General features: G+C 62.8%; 7 protein-coding genes. All 7 read left to right on the top strand.

The annotated features are described in order from the left end of the window. Positions 1-288: 288 nt before the first annotated feature. Positions 289-2799, top strand: a complete 2511-nt coding sequence (locus JNK74_17570) for a hypothetical protein (protein MBL7647995.1) — start codon at positions 289-291, stop codon at positions 2797-2799. Beyond that, positions 2786-3616 (top strand): DUF4159 domain-containing protein, encoded by an 831-nt coding sequence (locus JNK74_17565; GenBank protein ID MBL7647994.1) that lies wholly within the window; start codon positions 2786-2788, stop codon positions 3614-3616. The genes JNK74_17570 and JNK74_17565 overlap by 14 nt, the downstream gene beginning before the upstream one ends. A 26-nt stretch (positions 3617-3642) precedes the next feature. Beyond that, entirely contained in the window at positions 3643-4668 is a 1026-nt protein-coding gene (locus tag JNK74_17560; protein MBL7647993.1) for an AAA family ATPase, read from the top strand. A gap of 394 nt (positions 4669-5062) precedes the next feature. After that, complete coding sequence (locus JNK74_17555; protein ID MBL7647992.1) at positions 5063-5509, top strand: transposase; 447 nt, start codon at positions 5063-5065, stop codon at positions 5507-5509. 235 nt (positions 5510-5744) lie between these two features. Continuing rightward, positions 5745-6680 carry a DUF58 domain-containing protein gene (locus tag JNK74_17550; GenBank protein ID MBL7647991.1) on the top strand — a complete coding sequence of 312 codons (936 nt, stop codon included), beginning with the start codon at positions 5745-5747 and terminating at the stop codon, positions 6678-6680. Further along, entirely contained in the window at positions 6680-8779 is a 2100-nt protein-coding gene (locus tag JNK74_17545) for a BatA and WFA domain-containing protein (GenBank protein MBL7647990.1), read from the top strand. Before JNK74_17550 ends, JNK74_17545 begins: the two co-directional genes overlap by 1 nt. Next, positions 8776-12216, top strand: a complete 3441-nt coding sequence (locus JNK74_17540) for a hypothetical protein (protein ID MBL7647989.1) — start codon at positions 8776-8778, stop codon at positions 12214-12216. Before JNK74_17545 ends, JNK74_17540 begins: the two co-directional genes overlap by 4 nt. Positions 12217-12228: the final 12 nt, after the last annotated feature.

The raw sequence follows: 12228 nt of genomic DNA, 5'->3' as shown, positions 1-12228 counted from the left end.
ACCCATGAGACCCATGAGACCCATGAGACCCATGAGACCCATGAGACCCATGAGACCCATGAGACCCATACAACCTCCAGACTCCCGCTGCTATCAAAACCTGCCGACCGCCGAATACAGTCGTTATAATGGTTGTCAGCCAACCTGCGGCGCGTGTTGCCGGGGCACGCGCTTGACTTGCGGCGGAGATCCGCCGATGATGGAGGGATGGTGAGTCCTTTCCCGTGTTCAGCGCCACCGCGCCCAGGGCCGTGCGGCGGCTTCCGGCGCGCCCTTTGTCTGGTCGGATTGCCAGCGGCGCTGCTGTGCCTTTTTTCCTCCACCATGTTCGCCGCGCCCTACGCCCCCGAGGCTCCCTATGGGGAGGCCTACCTCGCGGGCCGCTACGCCGAAGCCATCGAAATCGCCGAAGCGGCTTTCAGTGAGAAACTTGGCGTGGTACCGCCAGAGTGGATCGGGGACCACGCCGAACTCCTCTTTGTCGTCGGGCGCTACGACGAAGCCATCGCCGAGATGGGTGACGCCGTGCGCCGGGTATACGAGCCGGTCTATACCGTTCGACTCGCCGAAATGTACCGCGCCGTGGGCAAACCCGACGATGCGAATCAGGCGATTGAACTGGCCATTCAGCAGAGCCAGCGCGGTTACCGTCAGGAAAACAGCCGGGAGAATCTGCTGGCTATGGGCCGGGTTGCCAGACTTCAAGGGGAGAATCCCCGGCGCATCCTCCAGATCTATCAGGAGCGGCTGCTGGGACGCTTTCCGGACTTTGCGCCGGGCTTTGAGGCGGCGGGCGAGATCGCGCTGGAGGGCTACGGCTACGATCTGGCCGAAAAATATTTCCTGGGGGCGCTCAAACTCGACGAAACTCGCCAGACCGCCCTGGCGGGCCTCGCAGCCACCTACCACCAGGCGGGCGATCCCCGCTTCGAAGAAGTGCGCGCCAAACTCGAGGCCCTGAATCCAAATCACCCCCGCCTGCTGTGCCTCGTCATTGAGCGCCTGTTGACCGCCGGTGAAAGCGACGCCGCAACAGCCCAACTGGACAAACTGCTGGCCGTAAACCCCCTTCACTTCGAAGGGCTCGCCTGGCTGGCGGCGGCCGCCTTTCTCGACGGCGACACGGCCCAGCAGGAAGCGACCCTCGCGAAACTTGCCGAGCTCCGGCCGGGTAGCGCCGAAGGGCACCGCGTCGTCGCCGATCTGGCCGCGCGCCGCTATCGTTTTGACGAGGCGATCGCGCTACTCAGGGCCGGACTGCAACTCGAACCGGAAAATCGCCAGGCAAAGGCCGCGCTGGGCCTGAACCTTTTGCGAACGGGGGCGGACGCCACGGGGCGGGTCCTGCTCGAAGAAGTGTTCGCCGAGGACGCCTTCAATGTGCAGGTCTACAATATGCTCGAAGTCATGGACAGTCTGGATGGCTTTGCGACCCTGGCCTCCCCGGATTTCGAGTTGCGGTTACCGCCTCTGGAGGCTGCGGTCATGGGCGACGCCCTGAAGGAACTCCTGGGCGAGGCCCTGCAGCGCTATAGCGCGGAGTATGCGACCGAGGTGAAGCGCCCGGTGGCCGTGCAACTTTTTGACGACCACGACGAGTTCATGGTGCGCTCTGTGGGCCTGCCGGGCAATCCGGGGCATCTGGGCATCTGCTTCGGCAATCTCGTCACCCTCGATTCGCCGCGCGCACGACCGCCCCAGACGATGAACTGGCGCTCCGTGTTGTGGCACGAATTTGTCCATGTCATCACGCTGCAGAAGACAAAGAATCGTATCCCCCGCTGGCTCTCCGAGGGCATCTCGGTTTATGAAGAGGGCCAGCGCGACCCCGCCTGGGGCCAGCCCCTCGACCCGGAATTCGCGCCGCTGTTGAAAGAAGGCGCGTGGCCCGGCGTGGAATCGCTGGAGGCCCTTTTCGTGAGTCCCGAGACGCCCCTCCACCTGATGCTGGGCTATTACCTTGCGGGCGAGTTCGTGGATACCTATGTGGCGGCCTATGGCAAGCCGGCCCTGATCGCCGCGCTGGACGCCATCGGCGCGGGCACACCCGCCGAAGAAGCCCTGCTCGTTGCGGCGGGCACGGATCGCGCCGGACTCAATACGCGATTCGCGGAGCACCTGACCATCGCCTGTGCACCGCTGAAACATCTGGCCGTAACGCCGGCGCCCGAGGCCGCGGCAGCCTTGCCGGACCTGAGTGACGGCGCCTTTACGAAAGCGATGGACGCGGGCTTCGCAGCCCAAGCCGCCGGGGATGTGGATACGGCCATTGCGCAATTCGAGGCGGCGGCGGCGCTCTACCCCGCCTTCCCCGGCGAGGCCAATCCCCTGCGCCAACTGGCCCTGATCCAGGCCACCCGCGGCGATCCGGCGGCCTGGACTGCGGCGGTGAAAAGATTGCAGCAAGTGGACCCCACGGCCTACGACGAAACCCGGCCTCTGCTGTTGGCACTGGCGAAACAGGCCGATTGGCCTGCGGTGATCGAGCTCGGACAATGGTGCTTCGGGATCGACCCCTTCGATCTGGAGGTCCACGAAGCACGGCGCTCAGCCCAGGCCGCCCTCGGCGATCACGAGGGGTTGTTGAAAACCCTCGACATCCTGATGGCAATCGACCCTACAAAGGGCGACGACTTCCGGCTGGCAAAAGCGGCGCTGCTGCTCGATCTTTCCCGAAACGACGAAGCGCGGACGGTGCTGCTGGCCCTCCTTGAAGCGTACCCTGAATTCCGCGAGGCGCAGGAATTGTTGTTGCGCCTCCATGGCGAAGTAGAGGTGGCTTCCGATGAAGCTTCATAAACACAGTATTATCCTGCTCCTCTTGACCTGCCTGGCGACGCCGGTAGATCAGGCGTCGGGTCAGGGACGGGGCATGTGGCGGGACGAACCCGAAGCGGAAGCCAGCGTGGAGCCCTTCCCGGAAAATTGCTTCACCTTCTGCCGCATCCAGTACGACAGTTATTCCTCGCGCGGCTGGGGACGCCGGAAGTGGCAAACGGACTATCCCGAGTCCGACTACAATTTCACCTTGCGCCTCTCTCAGCTCACGAGCATCGAGGTAAACAAACATCCCGATGGCACGATCCGTCATGACATCGTACGTCTCGACCAGCCAGAACTGCGAAACTATCCCTTCATCTATATGATCGAGGTCGGCAACATCACCTTGTCCCAGTCGGAGCGGGACGGCTTGAAGAATTACCTCCTGCGGGGCGGTTTCCTTATGGTGGACGATTTCTGGGGAGAAGAGGAGTGGGCGAACTGGGTGTACGAGTTTGATCAGGTGCTGCCGCCGGAAGAGTATCCGCGCTTCGAGATACCCCTGGACCACCCCATCTACCACATGGTCTTCGACATCAAGGAAGTGCCCCAGGTGCCATCCATTAACAACTGGTACAGCACGGGCCTTACGTTTGAGCAATACGACGCCCAGACGCCCCACCTCTGGGGCGTGAATGACAAGGAAGGACGCCTGATGGCCGTGATCTGCCACAATACCGATCTCGGCGACGGCTGGGAGCGCGAAGGTGAAAATCAGGAATACTTCAAAGAATTCTCGGTTAAGAAGGCCTATCCCATGGGCATCAATATTGTCGTTTATGCCATGACCCACTGACGCGGCGGCACGGAAAGGATCGATGAATGGAAGCACCCCTGGAAGCAACGGACAAGCCGTTTGAACAGGCGGCACTGGAGAAACTGCGCCAGGGCAAGGCGGCGATGCTGGGCGAACTGCGCAAGGTGATCGTGGGTCAGGACGCGGCGGTGAATTCGCTGATGCGCGTGCTCTTCTCAGGCTCCCACGGACTCATCACCGGCCCGCCGGGACTCGCAAAGACCCTGTTGATCCGCACCGTCGCCCAGATCCTCGATCTGGACTTCAAGCGTATCCAGTTCACGCCGGACCTGATGCCCAGCGATATCACGGGCACGGAGTTGATCGAGGAAGACCGCAGCAGTGGCCGTCGCGAATTGCGCTTTGTGCCGGGGCCGGTCTTCACCAATGTGCTGCTTGCGGACGAGATCAATCGCACGCCGCCGAAGACCCAGGCGGCCCTGCTGGAGGCGATGGAAGAGAAGCAGGTGACGGTGGCGGGGCAATTGCGTCCGCTGAACAAGCCCTTTTTCGTTCTGGCGACACAGAACCCCATCGAACTCGAGGGTACCTATCCCCTGCCGGAGGCGCAGCTCGATCGCTTCATGTGCAGCATCAACATCAGCTATCTCTCGGAAGCGGAAGAACTCGCAGTGGTCACCCAGACCACCGCGCCGTCGGAGCATACGTTGAAGCCGGTGTTTTCCGGGCAGGACATGCTCGATTTTGCGCGGCTCGTTCGCATGGTTCCGATCGCGGAGCCCATTGCTTTGTACGCGGTGCGTCTCGTCCAGGCCAGCCGGCCCCTTTCGTCGGAAGCGCCTGATTTCGTCAAACAATGGGTGGGCTGGGGTGCGGGCACGCGCGGCAGCCAGTATCTCGTGCTCGCGGCCAAGGCGCGGGCCCTGCTGGAGGAACGTTTTCACGTTTCCGGCGATGATATCCGCGCCGTGGCCCACGAAGTGCTGCGCCACCGCATCCTGACCAATTTCCGCGCCGAGGCCGATCAGGTGCGGGTGGACGATGTGATCGACAAATTGATCGCCCATGTACCGAAGCCCTCGGGCGGATGAAGGACGAGATTGACCACGGAGTTCACGGAGGCACGGAGAAGAAAAACGAATAACGATTGTGGCGGAGACGATATCCAGGCAATGGGTGAAGAATCCCATAGTGGTTCGTCGGAGTACTATCGGCACGGTGTTTTTCTGATACACGGCAAATGCCATTCCGACCCGAAGGGCCACAACATATTAGCCCAGGGCAACGCCCTGGGAAACAAGGCGAAAAAAGAATAGCCTTGAAAGGGCGTAACAGTGTATTTTGCGACAACCGACTACCCTCGGGCGCACGAGGAAACGCATTCCGGCCCGAAGGGCCACAACATAATAGCCCAGGGCAACGCCCTGGGAAAACACGGCGAAAAAGAGAAGCCCTGAAAGGGCGAAACAGTGGGGTTCATGAACGATGCCGCAGTCGCTAGCCGTTAATCTGGTCCATTTGATCTACAGCACTAAGAATCGCGAGCCGCTACTGACTGCGGAAGTGCGGCCAACGCTGTTCGCCTATCAGGCCGGCATATTCAGGCAGTGGGATAGCCCTGCGGTTGTTATAGGCGGTGTTGAAGATCACGTGCATGCGCTTTTCTTGCTCTCGAAGAATCACACGCTGGTAAAGGTGATCGAAGAAGTTAAGAAGTCTTCTTCCAAGTGGATAAAGTCTGAAGGCCGGGCGTTCGAGAGCTTTCACTGGCAAAGTCGCTATGGCGCATTTTCGGTGAGCCCACCCCACGTGCCGCAGATTAGGGCATACATCGAGGGACAAGCCGAACACCATAAGGCGGAGACTTTCCAAGTGGAATTCAGGACATTTCTGGAACGATACAAGATCGCGTATGACGAGAAATACGTATGAGACTAAATCTTTGTTACGCCCTTTCAGGGCTTTGGGTGCTCTGTCCTGACAAACCCAGGGCGTTGCCCTGGGCTAATATGTTAAGCCCCTTTGGGGCGAGCGAACTACCGCGTGTGTCGAAGAAGTTCGTGCGTCGCCATACCCGTGCGCATGTCCAGTTGCCCTCTTTTCCGCGCTCTTCCGTGTATTCCGTGGTCAGATCTCTTGACGCTTCAACTGGCATGGAGCACCGCTCATGCCGTCCGTGATCCAGCGCAACATTTCGCCGGAGGATCTGGCGCAGGTAAGCGACCTGTGGCTCCTGGCCCAGACCCTGGTGGCCGGGCAGCAGCTTGGCCTGCATCGCAGTCCCCACTCCGGGGTCTCGGTGGAGTTCGCCCAGTACCGTCCCTACACCCAGGGCGATGATCCGCGCTTCGTGGACTGGCGGCGCTATGGCCGCACGGACCGGCTGCACATCAAGGAATTCCACGAAGAGACGAACATGCGCTGCACGCTTCTGCTGGACTGCAGCGCGTCCATGGGCTACGGCACCACGGCGCTGACCAAGTTTCGCTACGGTCAAATTCTCGCGGCGTCCCTGGCGTGGTTGTTGACACTTCAGCATGACGAAGTGGCGCTCGCGGCCTATGATGAATCCATCTGCGCCCACATCACCTTCCAGCGGCGCAGCCACCAGGTGCGGCGGCTCATCGCCGCGCTGGAGGGCCTCGCGCCGGGCGGTCAGACGGCCACGGGCGACGCCCTCGCCTGGGTGGGTGACGCCATGAGTTCACGGGGGATGGTCGTGCTGATCAGCGATCTCCTCCAACCCCTGCCGGTCGTGGAGACCCAGCTCCGCGCCTTGCGCGCGCGACGCCATGACGTGCTCGTTTTTCAGATTGCCGATATGGCGGAGGAAACCTTTCCCTTCTCGTCCGACGTTACGCTTCGGGATGCGGAGGGCCACGAAGAGCGACCCGCCGACCAGGAGCGGGTGCGCGATCAGTATCTGGCGAATCGCGCCGCCCACTTCGACCGCATTCGCGAGGTCTGCCTGGGTTACGAAATTGATTACGAACCCCTCCGCACGGACCGTCCGCTGGACCATGCACTACACCAGTTCCTGCACCGGCGCTCCCACGCGCTGATGACGTCGAGCAAACGGGCCATGGCTGGAGGAAAAGGCTGATGGGCCTTCTCATGCCCATACTGCTTGGCGGTCTGGCCCTCGCGGGACTACCGTGGATCATCCACCGCATCCGCAGGCCTGCAAACAATCCCACGCCCTTCAGCAGCCTCATGTTTCTGCCGGAGTCCGTGCCCCCGGTCCGCCACAAGAAGCAGATCGAGCATCCCTGGCTCATGGTGCTGCGCATGATCATACTCGGCCTTCTCGCCCTGGCCTTCGCCCGGCCCTATGTGCTGAGCGCCGTGGTGGCCACATCCAACCAGGAGGCCGAGCGATTGCATGTGCTGCTCGTGGACACTTCCCTGAGCACCACGGGCAGTGGCCAGTTCGAAAAGACCATGGCCGCCGCGCGTGCCCGCCTCGCGGAACTGGGCAACGAACCGGTTGGCGTGGTGACCTTTCAAGAGCGCGCCCAGGTGCTAGCACCGCTCGACGCCGCCGCCGGTACCGCTGCGAAAGCCCTTGATTCAATGACGGCCACCTTCGGTGCAACCAATTACCTCGCGGGCCTGAAAGCGGCGGAACAAATGCTGCTTCCCAACGACGAATCCACGGTGACCAAAGGAGAAGCGGAGCAGGAGCGAATCATTCACCTCGTCAGCGATTTGCAGCGGACCGGGCTGCCCGACGAACTGGGTCGCGAAAGCCTGGCCCGGGGCGTGTCGCTGCGACTCGTCCCCCTGTCCCCCCTTTCATCGAGTAATGCCGCTGTGGACGCGGTGGTGCTGGAGGCCCGGGCGCCGTCGACGCTGATCGCGCGGGTGCGCCTGCGCAACTACGGGACCGTGCGCATCGAAGGGCAGATCGAATACCGGCTGAATGACGCTCCGGCTGCAAGCCAGCCCATCACCCTTCAAGCCGAAAGTGGTGTAAACGTGTCTCTCTCCGCCGAGACGGATTTGAGTCAACCGGCTCAGGTCGAACTTCGACTGATCGCGGCGGACGGTCTAGTAGAAGACAATTCCGGGTACGCGGTCTATACACCCGACCCCGTGCGCGACATCGGTGTTGTTATTGATCCGGCGGCGAATCGCGCGCAACCGATCCCCTTTCTCGAAGCGGCCCTCGCCGAATCACAGCCGGTGCCGTGGCGATGGGCGCCCGTGAATCCGGCGGGACTCGCGGCGGTGACGGCGCCCGTTCTCGTAGTGCCCGGATGGTCGGCTCCGCCCGCCGACGCCGTCACGCAGCTTGCAGCTTACGTCGAGGGCGGCGGGCGGCTCCTGATGGTCCCCTCCAACCAGGGCTTTCCAACCGCCCTCACCGACGGGCTCTTGAAACCTGCAGGAGTCGAGGTAGCGGGTCCTCGTTACGACTCGTTGGACCCTTCGCGCTACGCGCTCCTTAGCTGGATCGACTTTTCCGACCCGGCGTTTCAGGCCTTTCGAAGCTCGGCCTACAGCGATTTTTCCATGTTGCGCTTCCAAAATTACTTTCCCATGCGCGTCGCCGGGGAATCGACCGTGCGGATCGCCGCGCGCCTCCAGGGGAACGACGAGATGGCCCCGGATCCCGCCATGATCGCCTTTGATCGGGGCGCGGGCCGTGTCGTGGCTTGGGCCTTCCCCCTGGACCCGGACTGGACGAACATCACCCGGACCCGGCGCTTTGTGCCCCTGCTTCACGAGACCGTGGCGCTGTTGCTTCCACCCCTCCCGCCCTTGCGCAGCCACCCGGCCTCCACGGCCGTAAGTGCGCCGCCCGTACTGGCGGCGACGGGACTGTATCTGCGGGCACCGGGCGGCACCGAGGCCCAGTCGTTTGACAGTTTTCCCAATCTCGACCGCGGATTCGCGCCGGGGTTCCTCCGGTGGCAATTAGAGGCCACAGGCACAACCGCACTGGTGGAGGCCGTCAACATTCAAACGGCGGAGAGCGATCTCCATGGTATGAATCCCGACGAATTCCTGCTGCGCCTTGGCGCCGCGCCGACTTCTACCGTGGCCGAGGCCCCCGCAAGCGGTCCGAAGGAGCCGGATATAACGCGCCAGGAATTTGGTTACCCGGTACTCATTCTTCTCGCAATAGCCTGCCTGTTGGAGACTGTCGTGGCGGCCTGGACCGGCCGCCGCGCCACCGTGGAGCAGCGAATATCATGACGCTATTCAGTCCAATGCTTCCGCCCCTCCTGGAGAAGGAGCTATTCCGCACGTTGGCGCGCTATCGCCGCCTCCGCCTGCTTCGGGCGTCGATGAAATTCTTCATCGTGCTGCTCCCGTCGTTATGCGCCACCGGCGGCTTCGCGTATTACTGGTTCTCCATCTCCCCTGCCGTTCTTGTCGCCGCGTTGGGCGGCCTGGCGGCGCTCATCGGGCTTTGGGCCTTCTGGCCTGTGCTTGCGCGCCCGGTATCCCTGCGCGAAATCGCCTCCTTCATTGACCGGCAACACCCTGACCTACAGGATCGTGTCCTGAGCGCCGTCGTACTTGCTGAAGCGGGCGATTCCGTTTCTTCCCCGTGGATGTTAGAACATTTCTTATCAGAGGCCCAGCAGCAGGTCAAGGGCGTGCCGCTGGACGATTTCATGCGTCCCTGGGAGCTTCGCTGCCTGGCTGGTGGCGTGGCGCTGTGCATTGCGCTTTGCCTCCTGGGCGCCCTGGGTGGCGCCTGGAAACTGGGCTTGATTCGCACCAGCAATGGCGCGGCGCAACTCGCCGACATCCGCTTCGACGTCAAGCCGGGTGATGCCGTAGTACAGCCCGGGGACAACCAGATCGTCTGGGTCACGACCCCCGATACGACGTCGGCCAAGTACATCTACTGGGAGCAGGGCGGCACGGAACAAAGGGCAGTGCTTCAGCCCAGCACGACGCCGGAAGTCTCTTACCACACGTTCTCCGCCATGGAAGAAAGTCTTCACTACCAAGTCCGCGTGGGCGCTGTGGAATCGGAGCGCTTCGAGATTCGCGTAAACCGTCCGCCTGCCGTGGAATCGGTCCTTGCGCGTTACGAATACCCCGCGTACCTCGGCCTGGAGGCCGCCAGCGTGCCCTACAGCGGCGAACTGGAGGGCGTGGAAGGGACGCGCGTGACCCTGCGCGTGGAAGCCAACAAGCCCCTCGAATCCGTGCGCCTCGTGCGGGAAACCGCAGATGAAATCGCCTTGCAGCCCGCCTCGGAAAACTTCTGGGAGACGACTTTCGAACTCACGGTGTCGGACACCTACCACCTCGCCCTGCGCGACGCCGAGGGGAATGAGAACCCCGACCCGGAGCGTTATGCCATTCGCGTCACTCCCGACAACCCGCCGGAGCTTCGGCTGAAATATCCGCGGGGCGACGCCAAAGTGCTGGCCCTGGAAGAGGTCCCCTTCGCGTTCGAAGTAGAAGATGACTACGGTATCGACGCATATGGCATCGAGTACACCCTGGCGGGTAAAGAACCGGTGCGTCTCGCGCTGAACACCCCCGGCCAGACGCTTCAGGAGGCGGCGGGCGAGCACCTGCTGGCGCTGGAGGCGCTGGGACTTGCCGAGGGCGACCTGATCACGTGGTCGGTGTGGGCCACCGACAAGAAACCGGGCCGGGCAGACTATGAGACCTCCGGCGACCCCTACTTTCTGGAAGTGCGCCCTTATACCCTCCGCTACCGCGAGCAGCTTTCGCAGGGGGGCGGCCAGGCGCCCGCCGGCGAAGGGGACGCAGCCATGGATCAGAAGAAGATCATCATCGCCCTGACGAACCTGCGCAAGACCGCGAAGACGATGAGCCAGGAACCCTACACTGAAAACCGGGACCGCATCGCCGAATCCCAGACGAAACTGAGGGATGAACTCGCGGCGGGCCTGGCGGAGGCCGACCCGAAGGAACAGCAGATCGGCGCCGAAGCCGTTGGATCGATGGAGGAGGTACTGAAGTCCCTGGGCGGCGCGGCGTGGCCGGAGCCGGAGGCGGCGCTGGGTGAGGGCCTCAAGTCGGCACAGAAAGCGTGGCAAGCCATGCTCAAGCTGGAGCCCGAACTCCGCGAAGTCTCCCGACAGCAGGGCGGCGGCGCCGGGGCCGGGGCTGCCCAGCAGGAGCTGGATGCGCTGGAGATGGGCCAGCGCAAGGACTATGTGGAAGAGGCCAGCACGGGCGCGGCGCAGAGCGAGGCGGTCCGGAATGCACTGGACGATCTGGCCCGCCGCCAGGAACTCCTGAATCAGGACCTGGGCAAGCTCATCTCGGAAGACGATCAGACGAAGGCCGAAGAGGAAAAGAAACGCCAACTGGAGCGCCTGAAGGAAGAGCAGCAGCGCCAGATGGAGCGATTGGACGAGATTCGCAATCAGGTGGCCTCGAGCGATATGAAATCGGCCCAGCGTGATGCCACCAAGGCCACGCTGGATCAGGCGCGCGAAGCCATGGAGCGCAGCATGGAGTCGGTTCGGGAAGAGGCCCTGCAGGAGGCCCGCGCATCGGGCAGCCGCGCCGCGCAGAATCTGGTCGATGCCGAGAGCGCGCTGGAGCAATTGACGCGGGACGGCGCGCGGGAGCGCTTCGCGGGACTGGAAGAGAAGGTTAAGTCCCTGCAGGAACGTCAGGCTGCCATTCAGGAGGAGACGAAGTCTCTGAAGGAAGCACAGTCCGCGCCGGGCGTGGAGGGCCACGATGACTGGGAGAATCGCACGGAAAGTTTGAAGCAAGAAAAAGCCGCCATGGCCGGGGCGACGAAGGAAATGCTGGAAGGCGCAGGCGGTCTCTCCGATCAACTCCGGGAGAATCAGGAGCTGCTCTCGCGGAAGCTGGGCGACTGGGTGCGTCGCACGAGCCGCACCGGTGTGGTGGAGGATATGGAAGAAGGACTTCCCCTCGTGGAGTACGGTGTGTGGGATGCGGCGGAGCGCCAGGAGGGTCAGGTCAAGACCAAAATTGATGAGGCGGCGCGGACGCTGGAAGACTTGAAGCAATACCTGCCCGGCGCCTCGGACGATGCCATGGCGCGCGCGCTGGAAATGCTGTCGGGCCTTGAAGGCGAGAAGGGTAGTGAACCAACTGCGGGCGAGGACAACGCAACGGATAAGGCGTCCGAAGCGCAGCCGGGCGAAGGCGCGGGTGCTTCGCCTGAGTCGCAAGCGGGTCCGTCTCCATCCGAGGGTGAAACTCCGGGTTCCGTAGGTGAAGGCTCGGCGCCCCAACCCGGCGGCACATCGGGCGGCGGCACGGGCGGTGGTGATGAAGGCGCCATGGCGGGGGGCACGCCCATGAATGATTTCTTCGACGGTGAAGCGCGGGCGTGGCGACCCGTTCTGCGTGATGCCGCCTCCCTGCTGCCCCGCGAATCCGGCATGCGCCAGTCGCTGGAGCAGGTGGAAATGGATCTCGGACGCCTGCAGCGCGAATATGATCAAAGCAAAAAGCTCCCGGAATTGAGCGAGTTCGAGCAGATTGTTCGCCGTCCCCTCCTGGACACCATCGCGACACTGGAAGAGGTTGTTCGGGCGAAGGCCGCGGGCGAAGCGTCCTGGCTGGAAGACGAAGGGGCCATCCCCGAGCAGTATGTCGACCGCGTGGCGGAGTATTTCCGTCTCCTGGCCGAAGAACCGGCGAAGCCATAGGCGGGGGACGCG

This window comes from Candidatus Hydrogenedentota bacterium (genome assembly GCA_016791475.1).
GTDB lineage: Bacteria > Hydrogenedentota > Hydrogenedentia > Hydrogenedentales > JAEUWI01 > JAEUWI01.
Note: the sequence above shows the minus strand (reverse complement) of the source record. Positions and strands in the feature narration are given on the sequence as shown.

What these genes read in the sequence shown, in the direction of transcription:
- JNK74_17565 (MBL7647994.1), top strand. Translation starts at nt 2,786, where the DNA reads ATGAAGCTTCATAAACACAGTATTATCCTGCTCCTCTTGACCTGCCTG.
- JNK74_17560 (MBL7647993.1), top strand. Translation starts at nt 3,643, where the DNA reads ATGGAAGCACCCCTGGAAGCAACGGACAAGCCGTTTGAACAGGCGGCA.
- JNK74_17555 (MBL7647992.1), top strand. Translation starts at nt 5,063, where the DNA reads ATGCCGCAGTCGCTAGCCGTTAATCTGGTCCATTTGATCTACAGCACT.
- JNK74_17550 (MBL7647991.1), top strand. Translation starts at nt 5,745, where the DNA reads ATGCCGTCCGTGATCCAGCGCAACATTTCGCCGGAGGATCTGGCGCAG.
- JNK74_17545 (MBL7647990.1), top strand. Translation starts at nt 6,680, where the DNA reads ATGGGCCTTCTCATGCCCATACTGCTTGGCGGTCTGGCCCTCGCGGGA.
- JNK74_17540 (MBL7647989.1), top strand. Translation starts at nt 8,776, where the DNA reads ATGACGCTATTCAGTCCAATGCTTCCGCCCCTCCTGGAGAAGGAGCTA.